The sequence below is a fragment of the Mangrovibacillus cuniculi genome (assembly GCF_015482585.1).
Classification (GTDB): domain Bacteria; phylum Bacillota; class Bacilli; order Bacillales; family R1DC41; genus Mangrovibacillus; species Mangrovibacillus cuniculi.
This window is the reverse complement of sequence record NZ_CP049742.1, coordinates 238,527-260,851: the sequence shown is the minus strand read 5'-3', so window position 1 is coordinate 260,851 and position 22,325 is coordinate 238,527. Positions and strand designations below refer to the sequence as shown.

Below are 22,325 nucleotides of genomic sequence, written 5' to 3'. Positions count from 1 at the left end.
AACCATATCTAATAATAACAAAGTTAAATTCCAAGAGTTAAAAAATACATCCATCGTAAATCAATGGATGTATCTCATTTCTATCATTTACATATTCTGTAACAAAGATAGTTGATGAATGAGACTTCTAATTTGCACAAGATTAGTTAGAAGAAACAACCCACTTATCTTTGCTAAACAAAATACGACTTATAATAAATAGAATTGCTATTAAAATTAAGTTACTTCCAATCATTAACAATATATGAGGCACATGAATAATTCCTAAACAGAGTTCTTTTAATATGCTAAATAGATTCATAAAAGGGATTAAGAAATGTATTGTTTGTAATTCATTTACTCCTGTATTAATCAAGAGTGCAAATGGAAACATACTAATCATCATAACCGGAGAACCATAACTCCCCGCTTCTTTTACTGTTTTTCCTAGTATGCTTGTTAACATTAAGATACTTGCAGTAAACATAGAGTAGATAGCAGAAATAACAACTGCAATGAACACTAGTGGAACTGCTCCCACCTCGTAAGAAACAGCTTGTTTAAGATGCTCTGTCATAAACATAATTTCTAGACCCACAACGAGTAATGTGATTACTCCAATAACAGTTCCAATTGTTGAAATAGTTAACCACTTTGCTGTTAATAATGTTAAACGATTTACAGGTGTCATTAGTAATGCTTCCATCGTTTTTCGTTCCTTTTCTCCAGCAAATAAATCTGCTGCAGCAGGTGCCGCACCAACACCAATCGCGATTGAAAGAATTAATGGTATGAGAATGGCAATCATGTTTACACCAGGATTCTCTTTCGTTAATTCTCTCTGGTTAACAGTAATTGGTTGAATGAATCCTGTATCTAACGACTGGTCTTTCAATCGATCTGCAACTACTTGCTCTTCATATGCCGCTAAGGTTTCAGATACAATCCCCATTAGCATCGCAGAATTTTGACTAAAGGAATCCCCTACAATCTCTACTGTTCCCGACTGACCGTTTTGAATTTGTTCCAGGAAATCAACGCTAAACATGACACCAGCTTGCGCATCTCCGTTCACTACTGCATTTTCTACATTCTTTGAAGGTACAAGCTCAATAGCGTTATTAGAAGAAAAAAGTATTGTTTCTTTCTCTGTCCAAGTAGAAGGTACAGCTAATTCATATGTCTTCTCTTCATCATGGCCAGCCATTAAGCTTTCATAAAAGAAAACTAATCCTGTCATCATGACTATTGGTAAAAACACTGTTAATAGCAATGTTCTTCTGTCTGAAAAGGAATCTTTCAATTCTTTTTTAAAGATATTAAGAAGCATATTCTGTTCCTCCTCTAACTAATTTGCTCATGAAAATATAGTTAAGATCTCTTGTTCCTTCTTCTTTAAACATCTCTTCCATTTTTCCTTGATATACCATTTCTCCTTTATGAATCATTGCTACTCTGTCACAGAGATGAGAAACTTCTTCCATGATGTGACTAGAAAATATGATGGTTTTCCCTTCTTGCTTTAACTGTCGAACTAACTGCCTGAATGTATTAGAAGAAGTAATATCTAAACCCGTTGTTGGCTCATCAAATAAAATAATTTCTGGATTGTGAATAATAGCTCTACTTATCGCTACTTTTTGTCTCATCCCTTTGGAGAAACCACTTACTTTTCTGTCCATGTACTCTCTCATACCAAACATTCTAGCAAGCTCTTCAATTCTCACTTTCGTTTCGTGCTTGCTTAATCCATATAAACTAGCAAAGTACTCCAAATTTTCTCGAGCCGTCAAACGATCGTATAAACCTGTTTCTCCACCAAACAAAACACCAATCCTTCTTTTTATGTGATTTGATTGTGTTACCGTATCAAACCCAGAAACAGTCACATTTCCACTTGTTGGTGTTAAAAGTGTACAAATCATTCGTAGCAAAGTTGTTTTCCCTGCACCGTTTTCTCCTAAAAGTCCAACCGTTTCTCCTTTATTTATTCTTAATGAAACTTGCTTCAGTGCAGTAACAGATGTCTTTTTATCTTTAAAAATTTTATTTACATTTGTAATCTCAATCATGATTTCATCTCCTTTTGTTCTTATAACTGTAGATTACAAGAAAACAATAAACAATTCTCCCATTATGTCGTAAAAGTTCCACTTATTGTCGTGAAAATACCTATTTATTGATTCGTCATGGTAAAATAAGGGTAGATTACAAACGAGGAGAATACAGATGCGAATAGGACTTGTGGATGATCGAATGATTGATTTGGATAAGCTTATGGGAATTGTCCAGCAACTAACGCAACTTGAAATTATATTTGCTACGACATCAGCTGAGGAAGCCTATACTTATATAAAGAACGAAGAAATTGATTTACTCATTGCAGACATAGAGATGCCACATTTATCAGGGTATGAACTAGCAGACCTCATTCACTCACATGCATTAAAAATTGATGTTATATTCGTCACTGGGAATAGCGGATACGCCGTACATGCATTTGAATTAAACGTGCATGACTACATACTGAAGCCCTACTCAAAAGATCGCTTAATAAAAAGTCTAGAAAAATATATAGATAAGACAAAATCAGTTGATATCGCTGGAAGACTCTATATAAAACAAAAACAAGAGATTCATATTGTTCTAAAAAAAGATATCATTTTCATTGAACGATCTGGCCGTTCCACCACAATCTATACTGTAAAAGAACAAATAAAAACATACCAGACACTTCAAGAATTAGAAGGTGAATTAAGAGAGCGAGATTTTATAAGAGCTCACCGTTCTTTTATTATCAACATTCATTTTGTAAAAAGTTTTTCGATCTATGCAAAAAACTCCTACAGTGTAACCTTCGAGGGTACAAAAGAAAAAGCAATTATCACGAAAGAGCGAGTGGAGTATTTGGAGAAATATTATTTTTAATAGAAGTAAGGGTGATCTACCTTGGAGAATATCTTAATAAATCTAATTGCTATTCTTTCGTTGTCTACCACGTTCACAACGATCCTCCTAATCCAAAATAGAAAAAGAAATAAAGCTTTGGATAAACAAATTTCTTACGCTGAAGAGAGTATGGTTCAGCTGAACGACGCCTTTACGAAGGTAAAAAAAGAGCGTCATGACTTTTTAAAACACGTTGCTGCCATCCAATACATGGTAGAAAAGAAACAAACAGAAGAACTTTATCAATATACTAAAAACCTAACGCAAAACTATGAAAAAACTAACTTAAGTATTAAAGGGGAAAATGGTGCAGTTGTCGGCTTACTAAATAAATATTCCCAACGAGCGAGTCAAACTGGAATACAACTAGCTTTCTACCTTGATGTACCAATCTCTTCTTTACCACTCCCAAACCATGAGATTATAACACTAATTGGAAATGTCCTTGAAAACAGCTTAGATGCAAGCGAAAAATGGCAGAGAAACCATAAAGAGAAGGCAACGATCCAACTATGTTTAACAAAAAAAGCAGGTCTATATATCTTAACTTGTGAAAACGATACACTACCTTTGCCAACGAAAGTTGTCGATAACCTATTTGAGAAGTCTGGTTTTTCTACAAAAAACACCGATGGACTAGGAACTCTCATAATTAAAGACACCGTTTATGCTCATAACGGATATTTAGACTTTATTCACAAGAATGAAAAGTTCTTTCTAAAAATCAAGCTCCCTGCCGTTCTCTAGCATTTCACCTAAAACTATTCATATTCTAATGGGTAGTTTTTTATTTTGAGTTTTAGGATAGTGGTGAAGGGTTGCTCGGGGCGGCTTAAGCGCTTTTGTGCAGACTTCCCCCTCTCTCCTCATGCGGCTTAAGCGTTTTTGTGCAGGCATTCCACTCTCTTCTCATGCGGCTTAAGCGCTTTTGTGCAGGCATTCCCCTCTCTTCCCATGCGGCTTAAGCGCTTTTGTGCAGACTTTTCCCTCTCTCCTCATGCGGCTTAAGCGCTTTTGTACCGGCTTTTCTCTCTCTCTTCATGCGGCTTAAGCGCTTAAGCCGCACAGAAATGCACGCAACAACCCAATCCATTCCAAACATTAACAATTCATTAAGATTATTACGTTTTCCGCATCATTTTCCTTACAAAATGATCAATCCACCCTAAACTTCCAAATAATACCCTACTTATGACTCATGTATATTTTTTTCGTCCGTCGAAATAAATTTCTTAGATTAATTTTTTTACAATAATAATATCTATAGACCTACCTTATATTACAAATTCGTATAACCTAGTGTATAGTACTCAATTTTCCTTTTTTTATTATCCGCTTACAATCTTTTCCGTTATCGCTTCCATCCTTATTACAACAACCCTACTGAGCCCAAAGACTCCTCCCATTTACAATTGTTACAACTAATTGACCAAGTTTGTGAAATAACATACATTTTGTTCGTACCAACCAAATACATGAAACCGAGGTGGCAACATTGGGAACGAAAAATCAACCTTTTAAAGTGTTGGCAACAGCTACACTTGCAACGATGATGGCTTTTTCGGCTGGAGCTCCTTCTGCTTTCGCTGTAACTCAACCAGAAGCAGACACTCCATTACAAAAAGATAACCTTCAAAAGTTATCAGCAAAAAGCATGAAAAAGTTAGATAACGGTGTCCAATTTGATTTAGGAGAGTACGATGCTTACATACGTGTTAAAGCTGACGACATTGTTAAAGTTTCTATCCTAAAAGACGGTGAAAAGGAAGAAGATTCCCCAGCAATTGACGATTCTAACTTAAAGACACCTAAGTTTAATGTGAAAGATGGGAAGAAAGAAGTTACCATCAGCACAAAAGAAATCGACGTAAAAATTAGTAAAGCTCCGTTCGGTGTAAAGTTCCTTGATAAAGAAGGAAACGTCATTAACGAAGATTACATGGAAAACGGTGCATCTTCTGGTTATGAAGATGGCAAACCATACGTATTTAAAAAGACTGAAGAAGACGAAAACTTCTACGGCTTTGGTGAGCAATCAGGATTAGATCTAAACAAGCGTGGCGATAGCATTGGGATGTGGAATACAGATGCTTACGCATACAATAAAGATACAAAATACCTTTATACTTCTATCCCTTTCTTCATGGGATTAAAAGATGAAAAAGCTTACGGAATTTTATTTGATAATTCATACCGCTCTTATTATGAAATGGCAAGTGAATCAGATGATTACTACTACTTCTATGCGAACGGTGGTCCTCTAACGTATTACTTTATGTATGGACCAGAAATTCCAGATGTATTAGATAAATATACAGACTTGACAGGTAAAATGGATCTTCCTGCGGAGTGGACACTAGGTTTACACCAAAGTAAATGGGGTTACACAGCGGATGAGATATTAAACGTCGCTAAAACTTACCGCGAAAAAGAAATTCCATTAGACACAATGCACTTTGACATTGACTATATGGATGAGTACCGTGTATTCACTTGGAATCAAGAGTACAAGGATGCACTAGCAACGTTAAAGCAAATGGAAGGATTCCACGCCATTGCTATTAATGACCCTGCTGTAAAGCAAGATGAAAATTATGATATTTACAACGAAGGTACAGAAAAAGATTTCTGGGCAAAAAATCCAGACGGTTCTAACTTTATTGGACCAGTATGGCCTGGAGATTCCGCTTTCCCTGACTTTTCTAAAGAAGAAGTACGTGAATGGTGGGCAACCAAACATAATGTACTGTTTGACGCAGGAATTGATGGTATTTGGAACGATATGAATGAACCAGCAGTATTCTTAGATGATGAAAAACATAATCATACACTTCCACTAGATACGTATTTCGGTCCTGAAGATGATAAACAACTTCACACGGAATACCACAATCTATACGGTCATGATGAAGCGGAAGCAACGTACAACGCTTGGGAAATGTACAAGCCAGGTGAACGTCCATTCGTGTTAACTCGTGATATGTTCGCAGGTTCACAGCGCTATGCTGCACTTTGGACTGGTGACAACGTAAGTAACTGGGAGCATTTAGCAATGTCTCTTCCGATGAACATGAACATCGGTTTATCTGGTGTGTCCTTCGTAGGTAACGACATTGGTGGATTTGCACAGCGTCCAGATGCAGAACTGTTTGCTCGTTGGATCCAAGTTGGAGCATTCTTACCGTTCTCTCGTGTTCACTACGATAGTGATGCAAAAGCAGAAGTAAAACAAGGTCAAGAGCCATGGGCATTTGGAGAAGAAGTAGAAGCTATTTCAAAAAAGTATATCGAAATGCGTTATCAGTTACTTCCTTATCTATACAATGCATTCCAGAATTCTGCTGAAGAAGGTGCACCAGTTCAACAACCACTTGTGTATCACTTCCAAGAAGATGAGAAGACTTACAACATTAGTGATCAATTCATGTTCGGTGATTCCCTAATGCTTGCTCCTGTTGTAAAACAAGGTCAAACTTCTCGTGAGGTTTACTTACCAGAGGGTGAAACGTGGGTAGATTATTGGACAAAAGAAGAGTTTGAAGGTGGTCAAACGATTACTGTAGATGCTCCTCTTGAGCATATGCCAATCTTCGCGATGAAAGACTCTATCATCCCTACTCGTGAAGTACAACAATACACGGATCAAAATGAACTGAAAAATCTAGTATTAGATACGTATCTAGAAGACAAAGCATCGTATGATTTCTATGAAGATGACGGTAAATCTCTAGATCATCGTTCTGGTGAATTTAACGAGACTAACTTTACATTAAAGCGCAGAGGGAACTGGGTTGTATTTACTCAAAAAGCTTTAACATCTAAATATGACTCTTCTCTAGAAACCGTTACATTAAAACTTAACGGAGAAGAAAAGCCGAAAAAGGTTCGATCTGCATTTAAGAGATATAAAGAAGTTGCCTCTATGGACGAGTTAAACAATAATACACAATCATACTTCTTTGATGAGGAAGCCAAAACATTATATGTAAACGTTCCTGCTTCTGAAAGAAAGAAAGTTCTAATTAGATACTAATTTAAAAGGGCTAATCATCTGGTTAGCCCTTTATTTATAGGGGAAATCAATGAAAAGTAGAATCCTAATTCCTTTTTTCATCTTATTATTTTGTATAATCATCCTTCTACTTTGGCCAAATGCAGAGCATTCTAACAGGTCCTTCGAAAACCTTCAGCTTACCAAAGCTGCATACAAGCCTGAGGAGGAAGTAGTTATTACATTTACTAGCAACCGTAAACATAAGAAAGCTACCTTTATCTTTTTACATGGATCCCATGTAGTGGAAGAAAGAGAAGTAATAGTAAAAGAAGGAAAAAACATAGTCAAATGGCTCCCACCAACAAAAGACTTTCAAGGCTATTTATTAGAAGTACGAGTTGCAGATTACTCGGAAACCATTGGAATAGATGTTTCATCTGATTGGTCCAAGTTTCCTAGGTATGGCTTCCTTTCTTCTTTTCAGCCAATGACAAATAATGATCAGAAAAACGTTGTGGAAAAACTTAACCGTTACCACATCAACGGAGTACAATTTTACGACTGGCACTTTAAGCATGAAGAGCCTTTGCCTGTTCAAGATAACAAACCTCTCAAAGAATGGGAAGATATTGCTAACAGGCCAACTTCCTTTCAAACCGTACAAAACTATATAGAGTTAGCTCACCAATTCGGGATGGAAGCAATGTCCTACAACCTTTTATATGGAGCGTTTAAAGTAGATAGTACGCTACCTAGGGAATGGGCACTCTTTAAAGATCCTAATCAACAATCCATAGATGAACATCCATTGCCAGAAGCGTGGAAAAGTAACGTTATGGTCATGAATCCATCTAACCCTTGGTGGCAAGATCACCTCATTGCGGAGCAGCAAAAAGTCTATGACCATCTAGATTTTGACGGGTGGCACATCGATCAACTTGGTGAACGTGGCGAAGTGTTCAATGAACTGGGCGACTCTATTGATGTGGCAGATCAGTTCTCTTCTTTTGTTGATAAGATAACTACTGCCCACTCTGAGAAAGATGTGGTGATGAATGGTGTGAATCAATTCGGTCAGGAGCAAATTGCTGCTGCACAGCCAGAGTTCTTGTACACAGAGGTATGGGACGATTTCCCGACATACACAGACATCAAGAACATCCTGGAACAGAACCAAACATTATCGAAGCAAAATAATCTTTCTTCTACAAGTTCCGTTTTAGCGGCTTATATGAACTATAATCATGCAAATCTAGAGGAGACGTTTAATGAAGCTGGTGTGCTACTGATGGACGCCGTTGTCTTTGCCAATGGTGGAGCGCATATAGAACTAGGGGAGCACATGCTATCTAAAGAGTACTTTCCAAATAAATCTCTTAAGATGTCACGTTCTCTAGAAGACAAATTAGTACATTATTATGATTTTTTAACAGCCTATCAAAATTGGCTACGGGAAGATGTTAGTCCAACCTATGTCGAAATTAACTCGGAGGATCGATTACCGTACACGACAGATGGTGCCGAAGAAGAAAAACTGTGGATTTTACCAAAGGAAAAAGAAAACAAAACTATCTTACATTTTATTAATTTACTAGACAGTACTTCTCTCGAATGGCGTGACACAGATGCAACGCAACGTACACCAAAGAAAAGAGAAAACCTTACGTTTACTATGTATGTAGAGCAACCAGTGAAAAAAGTTTGGACTACTTCTCCTGATGTAAACGGCGGAAAAGCGCAAGAATTAGAAATGAAGCAAGATGGAAACCAACTCACTTTTACCTTACCGTCCTTAGAGTATTGGGGGATGGTTGTAATTGAAAATTAAAAGGGAATGGTAAGGATACTTGGTGTTACCAATCACTTAACAAAAGCGTAAGGCGCGCGTTCAGCCGCGGCAGGAAAGTTCGGAAGACCGAGTAGGCAGCTCTTCAGCCAACGGAGGGCTTTTGGACTTTCCCGAGCGGTTGCGCACCTGGAGCTAGACATTAACAAAAGCGTAAGGCGCGCGTTCAGCAGCGTTGGCTACATATTTCGCCAACGCTGCTATTTAATGAACTAAACTCTCTGAAAACACCACTCGATTACGACCTAATTCTTTAGCTTGATATAAGTTCTTATCAGCAATTCTAATTAGTTCTTGCAGGTCAATCTCTTTCAAATCAGTAACTGAAAGATACGTTACACCAAAGCTAGAAGTAACCTTTAACTCCTTCTCATTATAAAAAATAATCAACTGCTCTAACTGTATACGTAGTTCCTCTGCTCTTTCGTACAGTAATTCTGGAGGCGCATCCCATGTGACAAAGATAAATTCTTCTCCGCCGTACCTCCCTACCATTTCGTTTTCTCTTAAACTACTTTTTATTAGCGATGCGATTTGTATTAACACTTCATCACCAGCTTGGTGTCCATGGGTGTCATTTATTCTTTTAAAAAAATCAATATCAAACATTATCATACCTACTGAGTTTATTGGATCATTGGCTAACACTTCTTCTGTTTTTTCTATAAAATAACGACGGTTAAAAACTTGGGTTAGACTATCTATGCTGGCTAGCTCAAACATTCTTCTTTCCATCTGCACTCGTTCGGATACATCCAAAATGGATATTATTGTCCCTATATGATAATGTTCTCTTTCATAAATAGGTGTAAAAATAAGTTGAACATACATCTCACGTTTCAACTCGATAGTAGTTGAAGTATCCCCTTGAAGAGCCGAAGCGAGTTCTTCAGTTTCTAAAAATAAAGTATCTATATCGGAGCCAATTTTAGTAGAAGATAATATTGGAAAAATCCTTTCGGCAGCTTGGTTGAAATCTAGCAATACCCTATACTTGTTTACTACTAAAATTCCCTCTTGCATATTATCAAATATTTTTTCTTTTGCTATTGGGACAACATCAAATAATTGGAAGATGAATAAGGATACGGTAAAAAATAATAGAGATATACTTAAAAATACTGGACCTAAATCTACTCCATCTGGACTCAATCCATTCATATACATGTGACCACCGATAATGGGAAATAGGATTCCTGTTACTAAAAATAGTAACTGCATCTTAAATCGGAAACTTGCACCCTTCCATTTTGTAAAAGCAACAATGGTACTTATCACTAGGGTTACAAAAAGGTACAGACTATGCACGTAATACCACGGTCCGTAGGTTAACTTGACTACTTCAAAGTTACTTACACGCATCATTTCCATATCTGAATAATATAATCCATGCATGGAGTTCGTATGATGAAAGAAGATGGTCATTAATGGTAAAAGCAGATACATATACTTGTATTTAGTTTTCACTTGTTCTCCAACGTAATCCAGGATCATAAAGAGTGTTAATGCAGGAATAAATGGAAGCGCAAGATATTCTAACTTTAACCAAAATGCCACTTGTTCAAGTGAGGTGCTCAATAATTCAAATGTATACATAAATGCAAAAAAGGCTACAGCAAAGTTCAATAAGCCAAAATAGAGCACTCCTGGAGTATTTTTTAATTTAAAGAAAGAATACGCACAAAGAAAAAGCCCTAATAGCCCTGCTGAAACTGTCGATACTACATATAACATTAATCCTGTGTCCATAAGTCTCTCCTTCTGGAAACAAACTGAACAGTTCAAAAAACACCTATATGAGAATACGCGTTTCCTTCTTCCTATAGTTTATTTCGTAATTTCCCCTTACAGAATCTAAATTATAGATAATTCCATACTTGAGATAAATGATTGATTGTTCCATCAGAATCAAGCGGATCTTCCCATGACGTATCTTGCTTCCAGATAGCTTTCATTCCTACAGCCTTAGCTGCTTCTACATCGTTTGTTGGATGATCCCCTACAAACAAACATTCCTCTCGAGTAACTTGGAGTAAATATGCTGCTCGTTCAAATATAGCTGGATCGGGTTTACGGAGTTGTTCTTTTTCTGAGATCAGAATGACATCTGCTAATTCGTCTAATTGTAACGCGCGGATATTGCTCTCTTGTAACCTAGTAAATCCATTAGTCACAATCCCCACCTTATACCCACTCTCTTTTAACCCTTGTAGTAACTGATGCATTCCCTCATAAGCCACGGCTCCATGATGAAAATACTCTAAATAGTCCTCTAATAATACTTCATATGTAACCCCACTTATCTCAAATTCTTCTATTAATTGTTTATACACCTTGTCTTTCCACACATAACCTTTCTTATCTAACGTAACAAATCGTTTCATGAATAGTTCTTTTGTTATTTTATTAAATAAAGACAGATGTCGGTCATATTGTTTATCAATAAAGTTCACTAATGATTGATCTCTATCTAAAAGAGTGTTGTCTAAATCAAATAATACTGCTTTTATCATAATAAATCCTCCAAAGTAAATGATTCTAGAAGGTATTTCGACTTATTTGTCGAATATCCCTTTAATTTAGGGGAAAGGGAGTCTTTCATATGCATACCACCAAGAAGTTGGGAAATTTTTTTGAAAAAGTAGTACCGAAACTACAAGAAAATGAGGCATTACATAACTTAGCGTTTGGAATTTTAAAAAGAGAAGTTACGAATGAGCATAGTACGCTTCAACATTGGTATCTAGAGAGTGACGGCGAGGTTGTTGGACTATTAATGAGGACTCCTCCTCATAAGTTTATTGCTATTTGTTTTGATCATCACCAAGTTGAACTTGTTGGAGAGTGGATTTTGGACACAGTAGCCGCTTCGGATAGTAATGGTGGATTTGTTGTGGAAGAAACGTTAGGAAATTTTCTAAAAACAGCGTGGCCGAAGAGATTTGACAGTGAACTCTTTATAAATGTGGGGCAAGGAGTATATGAATGCTTGGATGTAGCGACTCCTAAAGTGGATGGGGGTACTTTTCATCTATTAGGCCACGCTGAAAAAGATTGGCTAGTGAAAGCTTATATGGCATTTGTTGTAGAAACTTCTATTGGAGAAAGTACGCACGAAGAAGCAGTTCAAACGATCGAAAAAATGTTCACATACGCTACTTTTTGGGGACTTAGAGTGGACGGCGAACTTGTTGCGATGTGTGCGAACTCGCGATCTACGGATAATGTCGGAGTAATTAATTTTGTTTATACCCCGAAAGAATTTCGTAAGCGAGGTTACGGTTCTGCTATTACCGCTTACGGCACGCAGCAAATGATTAATAAATTTGGTGCTGCTGCGTTGTACACAGATTTAAGCAATCCAACGTCAAATAGCATTTATCAAGAGATCGGATATAAGCGAATTGGAACTTCTTTAGAGTTGAAGGTTCGAGGAGTATAGTGGTGGGCACCTGCTGATGATTTGGCAGGTGTTTTTCTATGTTACGTATTTAACGTGTGCTCTGTTCCTTGAGTGCACATTAAACTATTTATCATAAGGATACTCAACTAAGGGCAGGCCACATCACGTGGCGGGCGTTGAGTTGTTACCGGTCACGTAACAAAAAACTGCCGAAAAGTAGACGCATCTACTCTTCAGACAGTCCTTAACTCTTATTGCTGAATATAAACCGACACTGAACCACCGTTTACGTAGAAGTTCCCCCATCCATCGTTGTTAATTACAACGCGATCTCCGCGGTTTCCAGTAATATCGTACCAAGTTTCACCGGCATTTTGCCTACCAACATACATCCACTTACTTCCTCCAGGACCATCAGAAAGAATTGTTGCTAGACCTGATTTCGTTTTATCTGTAGTCCCTTCACGTGTCCATCCCACGACATCCCAGTGATCTAAGTAATCGTGTTGTGTTCCGTACGCGTAAGTCTTACGAGCTTGTAAAAGTGGATCTAACTTAGACTTCATAGAAGGAATTTCATAGGAAGTTGACCCTTTCGTTCCATAATAATCTCCATAGAATACAGATGGATATCCTTGAGAACGAGTTAAAATATATGCGTACGCAAGAGGTTTAAACCAAGGTTGAACCGTTGACTCTAACGCTTGACCTGGTTGTGAATCGTGATTCTCTACAAACGTTACAGCTTTTACCGGCTGACGAGACACTAACGTGTTATTTAATAGATTTCTCATATCGTAGCTTCCACCAGAATTAGAGGCACGGTGGAAAGCATAGTGTAGAGGCACATCAAATGCTGAGTGAGTGTTACCTGATTTCGCTAAGTAATTTTCGATAGCGCCAACATTATCTTGCCAATATTCTGCTACACTAAACAATTCCTTACCAGTATTTTGACGAACAGAACCTAACCAGTCGCCAATGTACGAGTGCTTTATATGTTTCACCGCATCTAAACGGAATCCATCTAACCCAAGTTCATTTACATACCATTTACCCCAGTTTTTCATTTCCTGCTGTACATCAGGGTGGTCAAAGTCTACATCAGCAAACATTAAGTAATCATAGTTACCAAACTCCGTTGCAACTTCCCAATCCCAGTTCTTCCCTGTTCCACGAAACTTATATATTCTGCTTAAACTTCTGGATTGATCCCAATCTGTTCCATCAAAATGATACCACTGCCATTTGAAAGAAGAATGCGTATTTCCTCGTCCCGGAAAGTTGAATCCAGTCCAGGCTTGAATTTGATACTCCCCACTTGTTTCTTGATTTCGATTATTTGGATTTACTTCTACAGCGGTTACAGATTGCGTGTAGTCAGCTCCTCCTTTATGATTCATAACCACATCTCCATAAACTTGAATACCGTTCGTTTTTAGAGAAGAGATTGCCGACTTTAATTGTGTCTTCGTACCATATTTCGTACGAGTTGTTCCTTTTTGATTAAATTCCCCTAAGTCGTAAAGATCATAAGCTCCATATCCAACATCACTGGAGGATGTTCCCTTATAAGCTGGTGGTATCCACACCGCGGTAATTCCCATATTCTTTAAATTTGCAGCATCACTTTGCATACGTCCCCAATGCGCTCCATCGTTTGGTAAGTACCATTCAAAATACTGCATCATGGTGCCATTTGTGTTCGCACTAGCTAATGATGTACCTAGTGGACTAACGAGTAAAACAAATACTAGTAAACTTGCAAAAATCCCCTTTAACCGCATTTCTCTTCTCCTCCTTGAATTGCTTTTTGGTGCAAACGTTTCCATTTAAGGATTAGTGAAAGCGTTTGCACTTTGGATTAACTATACAATAGGCGATTACTTTTGCATAGATGTCTACCCATTTTCCCAATAGTTTGTGAAGACCTGCATTTGTTGGTGGGGATCTCTAGTGGATTGAGGGGCACTGGATGACTTTCTCCCTCTTATTCTCTCCTAGCGATCGATTTTCCGCTCCTTCATGAGTTTAAGAGACTCTTATTCTCTCCTAGCGATGGATTTTACGCTCCTTCGTGAGTTTAAGTGCCTCTTATTCTCTCCTAGCGATAGATTTTACGCTCCTTCATGAGTTTAAAAGCCTCTTATTCTCTCCTAGCTGGCGATTTTACGCTCCTTCATGAGTTTTAGAGACTCTTATTCTCTCCTAGCTAGGGATTTTACGCTCCTTCGTGAGTTTAAGAGGCTCCTATTCTCTCCTAGCTGGCGATTTTACGCTCCTTCGTGAGTTTAAGAGACTCTTATTCTCTCCTAGTTGGCGATTTTCCGCTCCTTCGCGAGTTTAAGAGCCTCTTATTCTCTCCTAGCTGGCGATTTTACGCTCCTTCATGAGTTTAAGAGCCTCTTATTCTCTCCTAGCTGGCGATTTTACGCTCCTTCATGAGTTTAGGATCTTCTTATTCTCTCCTCATGAACATTTCATCACTCCAGATGAGTATAGAGCCCTTCTATACTCTCCTCGCGACACATTTCACCGCTCCAGATGAGTATAGAACCCTCCTATACTCTTCTCACATCACTTTTCATCACTCCAGATGAGTATAGAGCCCTTCTATTCTCTCCTCATGACACATTTCACCGCTCCAGATGAGTATAGAACCCTCCTATACTCTTCTCACATCACTTTTCACCGCTCCAGATGAGTATAGAGTCCTCCTTCACAAGTTTATAAGCGCACACAAAAAACCCCGCATCCGCGGGGTTCTCCTCATAACATTACATGGCTAGTAGTATGTCTAACTACTAGTTCAGGCTCTACTGTCACGCTACTAGACTCTATTCTTTGATGAATTAAATCCTCCAAGATGTGTGCAGCTAATTTTCCTAATTTTTTCTTGTCCTGCCTGATTGTCGTTAATGGCGGCTCAATAAATTGTGCAGGTAAGATGTCATCGCATCCTACTACGGATAAATCGTCTGGAATGGATAGTCCCTCTTCTTTCGCTGCTCTTATTGCACCAATTGCCATTAAGTCAGATGAAGCAAAGATCGCAGTGGGTCTCTTCGGTTGAGCGAGGATTGCCTTCATCTGTTGATACCCGCTTTCTTCAAAGAAGTCTCCTTCACGAATCCATTCTTCTCTAACAATGAGGCCGTATTGCTTCATCATCGCTTGGAAAGACTCTAAGCGAGAAGTAGATACTAAGGACCCCATAGAACCACCGATAAAACCAATCTCTCTGTGCCCTCTTAAATAAAGATGCTCTACTACTTTTGAAGCAATACTCATGCTATCGCTGGTTACATAACTGGAGCAGGGTCCTTGTAAAGCTATATCTACTCCCACACAAGGTATAGAACTAATATCTAGCTCATATACAGATTTCTCTATTCTATCTCCAGCTATTAACAAACAGCCGGAGATATTGAAGTGTTTACAGCGTTCTATATAACTTTCTTTATTGGAAAAGAATTGTTCGTTAGAGAAAAAGATTAGATCGTACCCTAATTCTCCTATAGTCTTTTTAAATTCATTTATAACTTCCACAAAAACTGGGTGCGTTAGATCAGCGTTTATCTCTCCAGCAAAAACGACACCTATCAATTTATTATCTACAGGAGGCTGCGCTTTTGTAGAGGTAGCTGGTTGATATCCCTCTACTTGCATGATGTGAAGAACTCTCTTTTTCGTTTCTTCTCCTACATCTTGATAATTATTAATAATTTTAGAAACAGTTGCCGGAGATACACCGGCTTTCTTGGCAATATCCTTAATGGTGACTTTCATGCCGTTCGCTCCCCTGCATTAACGTCGCTTAGCTCTTAACAGCACCTTGTGTAAGACTACTAATAAAGGCTTTATTGAATAGTAAGAACACAATAATTAATGGTACTGTAGCCCAAAAAGTTCCTGATAATATCATACCATAGTCACGGCTATAAGAGTCATTCAATGCACGTAATGCGACTTGTAAAGTGTGTGTAGATTGATCTTGAAGAACAACTAATGGCCACAAGAAATCGTTCCACACATTCATGAATACGATAATACCAAGTGTTGCAAAAGCTGGAAGGATTGCTGGTGTTACGATATTCCAATAAATTCGGAAAGTAGAACATCCATCTATTCTTGCTGCTTCAATTAATTCATCGGGAATTGCTTCTTTAATATATTGTCTCATCCAAAAAATTCCGAATGCGTTGATTAAACCAGGTACGATGATTGCACGCAAGTCACTTAACCAACCTAACTTTGTGATGATATAGTACGTTGGGATTAATCCTAGTTGTGGTGGAATCATCATTGTTACTAGGATTAAAACGAATAGCACATTTTTTCCTTTAAACTTCAGTTTTGCAAAAGCAAATCCTGCAAGAGAACAAAGGAATAAGCTTCCTACAGTAACGGCTGTCGATACAACAAATGAATTCCACATTGCACCGAAGAAATCGATATTTGCTAAAACATTTTGGAAGTTAGTCACTAGCTCTTTACCCGGAAGTAATGCTGGTGGAGTTTGGTTTATGACGTGATTAGGTTGCGTCGCCATTACAAACATCCAATAGAATGGGAATAAAGATACTAATGCAGCAAAAATCAATAAGCTGTACATGATAGATTTAGAGGTTAAGCCTTTTTGTGATTTACTTGTTGAAGTTGTCATGCAGAAGCACCTCTTTTCTTAGAACGACCTACACGGTTTGTAAATAATAAGTTAATTAATGAGAAGATCATGATTAAGACGAACAGAACTATCGCTGTAGCAGATGCTGTTCCAAAGAAGTTACTTTCAAATGCATCACGATATAGGTAAGCTACAACTGTAATTCCTTCTGGTCTTAAGTTACCGTTAAAGAAGATTAACGGTTCTGTGAATACTTGAAGAGAACCGATTGTTCCCATGAATACCGTGAATAAAATAAACGGTTTTAAGACAGGAATCGTAATATAACGTAATTGTTGGAATAGATTTGCTCCATCCATTTTAGCAGCTTCATATAATTCGTTGGAGATACTTTGCATTCCTGCTAGGTAGATTATTGTGTTATATCCAATCCATCTCCAAAAGATCATGGAAGCAATTGCTATCTTAGCTCCCCACTCTGACTGTGTGAAAACGATAGGATCATATCCGAATAGACCAATAATACTATTTACTAGACCGAAAGATTGATTGTTAAACACGATACTGAATAAAATAGCAACCGCAACAATGGATGTTACATATGGCATAAAGATCGCTACGCGGAAAGTATTTCTAAACTTTACGACTTGAGAGTTAAGCGCATAAGCAAGTAAAAATGCTACGATTAACTGTGGTACCGTACCTAGTAATCCAATCATGACAGTGTTATAGATTGATTTCCAAAACAATGCATCAGCAAAAATGATTCTAAAGTTGTCTAAACCTGCAAACGTCATCGGTCCAAGGCCATTCCATTTAAAGAATGCCAAGTAAAAACTAAAGATCATTGGGAACAGACCGAAAATGGAGAACAAAATAAAGAACGGGGATACAAAAATGTAACCAGTTATATTATCTTTCACGGACTGTGACATTTTCTTTTTACGAATATTAGTTGTTGGGGATGTTTCTGGCTTTGGAAGCATTCCATTTTCCTCCTTTAAAAGGAAGAGTAAGGAGAATTCCTCCCTACTCTATAACTCTACCTTATTCTCTTTCTAAACGTTGCTTAATTCTATCCATAGCGTCGTTCCATTCTTTGTCTGGATCTCCACCGCTATTTAATACGTTGTCTAATGCCATCATAATTTCGCCTTGAACTAGTAAGTAGTTTTTACCTTTGTAAACATCTACAACTTGAGCAGCTGCATCAGCGAATACTTGAGCTGTGTTGATACCACCGAAATACTCATCAGTGTAAGATTTGAATTCTTCTTTTTCATATGTTTCAGGAGTTGAAGGGAATAGTCCCATATCTTTAAATGAGTTTAACTGATTGTCTGGAGTCAGTAACCAAGAAATAAACTCATAAGCTTCTTCCGAGTACTCAGACTCTTTAGGAATAGTTAGGTATGATCCACCCCAGTTACCCGCACCTTCAGGCATTGTTGTTACTAACCAGTTTCCAGCTGCATCAGGAGCGTTACCTTTTACAACACCTTGCATCCAAGCTGGTCCTAATAACGTAGCGTAAGATCCATCAGCCATCCCTTGACCCCACTCCGGCGTCCATAGAGGCATGTTTCCTACTGTACCTTTTTGGATTAGTTCAGCTGTGTAGTCATATGCTGCTCTGATTTCTGCATTCTCTTCAACGATTAATTCGTTGTCTCTGTTAAAGTAATGCTCAGAAGCTTGGTCACGTTTTGCGTTGAAGATTAATTCAGCGTTATCTACAACTGGCTTACCAGTTTTCGCTTTCACTTCTTCTGCAAATTTAGTGTAATCAGCCCAAGTTGCTAGAGTGCTAGCAAGTTCAGCTGGATCTGTTGGGTACCCTGCTGCTTCTACTACATCTTTACGGTAGTACATTGCAGTAGGTCCAATATCAGTTGGTAAGCCATAGACAAACTCACCATCGCTGCTGCTACCTACATTCCATACCCAGTCTAAATAGTTAGCTTGTAAATCTTTAGCACCTAAATCATTTAAGTTAGTGAAACGATCTTTTGCATCACGGTAACGTTCGATTTCCCCTACCTCGATCATTGCGATATCAGGTGCACCTTTACCAGCAGATAATGCTGTAAATAAGTTGTTATGGTGATCCCCCATTTCAGTAGATTGTACTTTAATTTGTACATCTGGGTTTTCTTCCATATAAGCTTTTGCTAGTTCGTCATAACCTGTTGTACCGAATACCCACATATCTAATACTACTTTACCGTCTTTCGGCGTAGATGCGCTTTCCCCATCAGAACATCCAGCTAACATTGTCATTAAACCGACACCCACTGCAGCTTGTTTCCACCACTTTTTCATCCTAATTCCCCCTTAGTTTTTGCTTGTACTTACAGGTAACGGAACTTCGTTTGTTTCCATTACTTGTTTGAACCACTTTGCACTTGTTTTTGGAATTCTTTGCTGTGTATGGAAATCTACATAGACAATTCCAAATCTCTTGGCATAACCAAAAGCCCACTCGAAATTATCTAGGAAGCTCCAAGCATAGTAACCTTTCAATCTAACACCTGCATCGATTGCATCTAGGCAAGCCTCTAAATGTTCGTAAAGATATTCTACACGCTCTGGATCATGTACTTCGCCATTTTCTACTTTGTCGTCGTAAGCTGCTCCATTTTCTGTAATGTAGATAACAGGGTTTGCGTAATCGTCTTTAATACGAACTAGTAAATCTTTCAAGCCAGTTGCGTAAACTTCCCAACCCATTGCCGTTCTGCGATGACCGCCACTTACACCTTCAACGCCTAACCAATCTCCTTTTTTCTCTTCGGAGTAACCAACGGAGTAATAGTTAATCCCTAGGAAGTCGAAAGGTACAGAAATCGTTTCCATATCCCCTTCTTGTACGAAACTAAAGTCACTGAATCCTTTATAGATAGTTAACATATCTGCTGGATATTCACCTTTATAAATTGGATCCAAGAACCATCTATTTAAGAAACCATCCGCTCTTCTTGCAGCCGCAATACTTTCTGGAGTATTCGAAGCTGGATATGAGTGGTTAAGATTTAACGTAATACCAATTTCTCCTGTGAAGTTTAATTCACGGTAGCGTTTTACCACTTCACCATGTGACAATAGCACGTGGTGAGCTGCTTTTAGGAAACTAGGAATATCTTTATATCCTGGAGCGTGCTCTCCTGCTCCATATCCTAACCAAGTTACTACCCAAGGCTCATTGTGTGTAATCCATTGTGATACTCGATTTCCAAATCTATTAAAGATTGTTTCGGAAAAATACACGAATTCATCTACAATATCACGGTTCATCCAGCCGCCTTTATCTTGCAAGGCTTGTGGTAAATCCCAATGGTATAAAGTTACAATTGGTGTGACACCGCTTTCTTCAAGGGCGTCTAGTAAATTTTCATAGAATTGAAGTCCTTCTTCGTTTACTACTCGATCTCCGTTAGGGAAAATTCTTGCCCATGAAATAGAGAATCTGTAGGAAGGAATACTTAGTTCTTTCATTAATGCTACATCTTCTTTGTACATATTATAATGGTTACATGCAATGTCCCCATTTTCTTGGTTGTGTACTTTACCTGGTGTTTTTGCAAATTGATCCCAAATTGTTTCTCCTCTAGAATCTCTTCCACCCTCTATTTGATAAGATGATGTTGCAGTACCCCAAGCAAAATCTTTCGGAAAGCGTCTCATAATTACCCCTCTCTCTTACGAATGTTTTCGTAATGAACGAAAAATAGTAAGTATTGTTTCGTTAATTCCACTATAAACACAAAAGAAAGCGGTGTCAATAATTAATTTTATGAAATATCCGTCGGATTTCAACGAAATATCTACGAAAGTTTTCGTAAATAATTAGGAGTAGTAGGAGTAGTAGGAGTAAAAGATGAAATACTATTTCGATATGTATAGATGATAAGTAATTCCATAGTCGTGTAAAAATAAAAGACAGATACCATCTATAAAAAGATGTACCTGTCTTTTAAATAGTTACAAGAACTACAATAGAATACTGCAGATAATATAATTTACAACAAGACAATTTTGAGATTGTAGCGGAAGGGGGCGACTCCTACGGGAAAGGTGTTGTGTCTAGCTCCAGGTGCGCAACCACTTGGGAAAATCCAAAAGCTCTCCGGTGGCTGAAGAACTGCCTCCTCGATCTTCTGAACTTTCCTGCCGTGGCTGAACGCGCGCCTTCCGCTTTTCGAGGTGGAAAGCGTCCCCCTGCAGCGAAAATCCCTGTGCAGTCATATTTCAACTGCATTTTCGTGATAATTAATCAAACCATTCCCTGCATCACGACATCCATAATCTTTTTATTCGTCGATGATATACTGCTTGCAGAAACATTAAATTCCGTTGCTAGATCTTGCTGCGTCCATGTTTTCTCCACTGACACCATTTGATCCACTACGTATACTAATGCAGCCGTATAGTTTTGAGCGTTACGAATGATTGGTTGTACAGACTTCGTAAAGTTATTCCACATCTTTAAACCAATCTGGTAATCATAGGATACAGAAGATTTCTCGAAGAACGCTAAGAATTCGTTAGCAATCTCTTCATAAACAGGTTTATCCCACTCATATCCCACTTCAGCAGGAGCTGTTTCTTCTTTCCCTTCTACATCCGCTACACTAGTAACAAAGAAGAGAATAAACGTAAAGAACTCTGCTAACACGAATCTAGCTGGATTTTTTCCACTGTTCTCTTGATAATAGTCTATCAATAGTTTTTGGAAATCTTCTTTATCCTGATCTACATACGAGATTGGGCCAACGAAGTACTGATACATGTCACCGACAGGAATTAATGTACCTAATAGGACTTCACCTGGTTCAAAGCGTTCCACACCGTTTACCGTCATGACTTGTTTTACTTCTTTTGTATACAAGTCCTCTACCGTAATAGAACCAGCTTGCTTCCCTTTTACTACAGCAACACTTGGGAAAGATTGATTCCAACTTGCTATCACTTGTTTTACTTCATCTTTATATGTGCTAATTGGGAACGTTTCTAAGAAATGTTGTACGATGCTTTTTTGTTCCACTTGATCGTGTAGAACAAAAATAGTTGATCCATAATATTTTAGTATTAAAGAAAGTTCCGTTGATACATTTTCATCTCCAATGTATCTCTCATGAAAACGAGCAATCTTTGTTTCTAGTAATGTTGTTCCGAATGTATATAGTTGATCTTGAATCTGCGCGTAATCCAGAACTTGTCCCGAATCTTTTTTCTCACAGCATTTTTTATATTTTTTCCCACTTCCGCATGGGCATAAGTCATTTCTACCAATCTTCATGATTGTGTTGCACTTCCTTTCTAGCAAACCACTTTTACCTATATATAGACATTAAATGCTTAGTTATTATAACGTTTTTCCGACCATATGTACAAACTAGCGTGATTCCTTCCATAAATTACACTGCTCTTTCTTTCATGACAGATAAATCAGCGACAGCTGAATGATTTACACAGAACTTTTTTATAAGTACTTAACGTTGTAATTTGACGTTTCTGTTTCCTCATG

General features: G+C 38.0%; 16 protein-coding genes. 5 read left to right on the top strand and 11 right to left on the bottom strand.

All coding sequences use genetic code 11. The features are described from left to right. Positions 1–142: 142 nt before the first annotated feature. Positions 143–1,309 (bottom strand): ABC transporter permease, encoded by a 1,167-nt coding sequence (locus G8O30_RS01230; RefSeq protein ID WP_239673202.1) that lies wholly within the window; start codon positions 1,307–1,309, stop codon positions 143–145. Continuing rightward, a complete protein-coding gene (locus tag G8O30_RS01225; RefSeq protein ID WP_239673201.1) occupies positions 1,299–2,051 on the bottom strand; it encodes an ABC transporter ATP-binding protein in 753 nt (250 codons plus the stop codon). Before G8O30_RS01225 ends, G8O30_RS01230 begins: the two co-directional genes overlap by 11 nt. Positions 2,052–2,208: 157 nt before the next feature. Between G8O30_RS01225 and G8O30_RS01220 the strand changes: the two genes are divergently transcribed. The 4 genes from G8O30_RS01220 to G8O30_RS01205 all read left to right on the top strand — a co-directional run bounded on the left by G8O30_RS01220 (position 2,209) and on the right by G8O30_RS01205 (position 8,750). Next, a complete protein-coding gene (locus G8O30_RS01220; RefSeq protein ID WP_239673200.1) occupies positions 2,209–2,907 on the top strand; it encodes a LytR/AlgR family response regulator transcription factor in 699 nt (232 codons plus the stop codon). A 21-nt stretch (positions 2,908–2,928) separates the two neighbouring features. Further along, the gene (locus G8O30_RS01215; RefSeq protein WP_239673199.1) at positions 2,929–3,675 is read left to right on the top strand and encodes a sensor histidine kinase; all 747 of its coding nucleotides are present in this window, start codon (positions 2,929–2,931) and stop codon (positions 3,673–3,675) included. 748 nt (positions 3,676–4,423) lie between these two features. Further along, positions 4,424–6,961: a glycoside hydrolase family 31 protein gene (locus G8O30_RS01210; protein ID WP_239673198.1), complete on the top strand. Its 2,538-nt coding sequence runs from the start codon at positions 4,424–4,426 to the stop codon at positions 6,959–6,961. A gap of 49 nt (positions 6,962–7,010) precedes the next feature. Next, positions 7,011–8,750, top strand: coding sequence for a glycoside hydrolase family 66 protein (locus tag G8O30_RS01205; protein WP_239673197.1), 1,740 nt, complete (start codon positions 7,011–7,013; stop codon positions 8,748–8,750). 222 nt (positions 8,751–8,972) lie between these two features. Here the strand turns inward: G8O30_RS01205 and G8O30_RS01200 are convergent, their stop codons facing one another. Further along, positions 8,973–10,517: a histidine kinase N-terminal 7TM domain-containing diguanylate cyclase gene (locus G8O30_RS01200; RefSeq protein WP_239673196.1), complete on the bottom strand. Its 1,545-nt coding sequence runs from the start codon at positions 10,515–10,517 to the stop codon at positions 8,973–8,975. 110 nt (positions 10,518–10,627) lie between these two features. Further along, positions 10,628–11,281 (bottom strand): HAD family hydrolase, encoded by a 654-nt coding sequence (locus tag G8O30_RS01195; RefSeq protein ID WP_239673195.1) that lies wholly within the window; start codon positions 11,279–11,281, stop codon positions 10,628–10,630. Between the two features lie 89 nt (positions 11,282–11,370). Here G8O30_RS01195 and G8O30_RS01190 point away from each other — a divergent pair, with 89 nt between their 5' ends. Then, positions 11,371–12,210: a GNAT family N-acetyltransferase gene (locus tag G8O30_RS01190; protein ID WP_239673194.1), complete on the top strand. Its 840-nt coding sequence runs from the start codon at positions 11,371–11,373 to the stop codon at positions 12,208–12,210. Between the two features lie 212 nt (positions 12,211–12,422). On the opposite strand, the gene amyS is transcribed toward G8O30_RS01190, so the two are convergent. The 7 genes from amyS to G8O30_RS01155 all read right to left on the bottom strand — a co-directional run bounded on the left by amyS (position 12,423) and on the right by G8O30_RS01155 (position 22,097). After that, the gene (gene amyS / locus G8O30_RS01185; protein ID WP_239673193.1) at positions 12,423–13,958 is read right to left on the bottom strand and encodes an alpha-amylase; all 1,536 of its coding nucleotides are present in this window, start codon (positions 13,956–13,958) and stop codon (positions 12,423–12,425) included. A 982-nt stretch (positions 13,959–14,940) separates the two neighbouring features. Next, positions 14,941–15,960, bottom strand: coding sequence for a LacI family DNA-binding transcriptional regulator (locus G8O30_RS01180; protein WP_239673192.1), 1,020 nt, complete (start codon positions 15,958–15,960; stop codon positions 14,941–14,943). Positions 15,961–15,988: 28 nt separating this feature from the next. Next, the gene (locus tag G8O30_RS01175; protein WP_420844608.1) at positions 15,989–16,786 is read right to left on the bottom strand and encodes a carbohydrate ABC transporter permease; all 798 of its coding nucleotides are present in this window, start codon (positions 16,784–16,786) and stop codon (positions 15,989–15,991) included. 47 nt (positions 16,787–16,833) lie between these two features. Continuing rightward, positions 16,834–17,784, bottom strand: a complete 951-nt coding sequence (locus G8O30_RS01170; RefSeq protein ID WP_239673190.1) for a carbohydrate ABC transporter permease — start codon at positions 17,782–17,784, stop codon at positions 16,834–16,836. 61 nt (positions 17,785–17,845) lie between these two features. Next, the gene (locus tag G8O30_RS01165; RefSeq protein ID WP_239673189.1) at positions 17,846–19,120 is read right to left on the bottom strand and encodes an ABC transporter substrate-binding protein; all 1,275 of its coding nucleotides are present in this window, start codon (positions 19,118–19,120) and stop codon (positions 17,846–17,848) included. 12 nt (positions 19,121–19,132) lie between these two features. Continuing rightward, positions 19,133–20,482: a GH1 family beta-glucosidase gene (locus G8O30_RS01160; protein ID WP_239673188.1), complete on the bottom strand. Its 1,350-nt coding sequence runs from the start codon at positions 20,480–20,482 to the stop codon at positions 19,133–19,135. Positions 20,483–21,071: 589 nt separating this feature from the next. Next, complete coding sequence (locus G8O30_RS01155; RefSeq protein ID WP_239673187.1) at positions 21,072–22,097, bottom strand: YecA family protein; 1,026 nt, start codon at positions 22,095–22,097, stop codon at positions 21,072–21,074. Positions 22,098–22,325: the final 228 nt, after the last annotated feature.

What these genes read in the sequence shown, in the direction of transcription:
- G8O30_RS01200 (WP_239673196.1), bottom strand. Translation starts at nt 10,517, where the DNA reads ATGGACACAGGATTAATGTTATATGTAGTATCGACAGTTTCAGCAGGG.
- G8O30_RS01205 (WP_239673197.1), top strand. Translation starts at nt 7,011, where the DNA reads ATGAAAAGTAGAATCCTAATTCCTTTTTTCATCTTATTATTTTGTATA.
- G8O30_RS01175 (WP_420844608.1), bottom strand. Translation starts at nt 16,786, where the DNA reads ATGTACAGCTTATTGATTTTTGCTGCATTAGTATCTTTATTCCCATTC.
- amyS (WP_239673193.1), bottom strand. Translation starts at nt 13,958, where the DNA reads ATGCGGTTAAAGGGGATTTTTGCAAGTTTACTAGTATTTGTTTTACTC.
- G8O30_RS01180 (WP_239673192.1), bottom strand. Translation starts at nt 15,960, where the DNA reads ATGAAAGTCACCATTAAGGATATTGCCAAGAAAGCCGGTGTATCTCCG.
- G8O30_RS01195 (WP_239673195.1), bottom strand. Translation starts at nt 11,281, where the DNA reads ATGATAAAAGCAGTATTATTTGATTTAGACAACACTCTTTTAGATAGA.
- G8O30_RS01170 (WP_239673190.1), bottom strand. Translation starts at nt 17,784, where the DNA reads ATGCTTCCAAAGCCAGAAACATCCCCAACAACTAATATTCGTAAAAAG.
- G8O30_RS01225 (WP_239673201.1), bottom strand. Translation starts at nt 2,051, where the DNA reads ATGATTGAGATTACAAATGTAAATAAAATTTTTAAAGATAAAAAGACA.
- G8O30_RS01165 (WP_239673189.1), bottom strand. Translation starts at nt 19,120, where the DNA reads ATGAAAAAGTGGTGGAAACAAGCTGCAGTGGGTGTCGGTTTAATGACA.
- G8O30_RS01190 (WP_239673194.1), top strand. Translation starts at nt 11,371, where the DNA reads ATGCATACCACCAAGAAGTTGGGAAATTTTTTTGAAAAAGTAGTACCG.
- G8O30_RS01155 (WP_239673187.1), bottom strand. Translation starts at nt 22,097, where the DNA reads ATGAAGATTGGTAGAAATGACTTATGCCCATGCGGAAGTGGGAAAAAA.
- G8O30_RS01230 (WP_239673202.1), bottom strand. Translation starts at nt 1,309, where the DNA reads ATGCTTCTTAATATCTTTAAAAAAGAATTGAAAGATTCCTTTTCAGAC.
- G8O30_RS01160 (WP_239673188.1), bottom strand. Translation starts at nt 20,482, where the DNA reads ATGAGACGCTTTCCGAAAGATTTTGCTTGGGGTACTGCAACATCATCT.
- G8O30_RS01220 (WP_239673200.1), top strand. Translation starts at nt 2,209, where the DNA reads ATGCGAATAGGACTTGTGGATGATCGAATGATTGATTTGGATAAGCTT.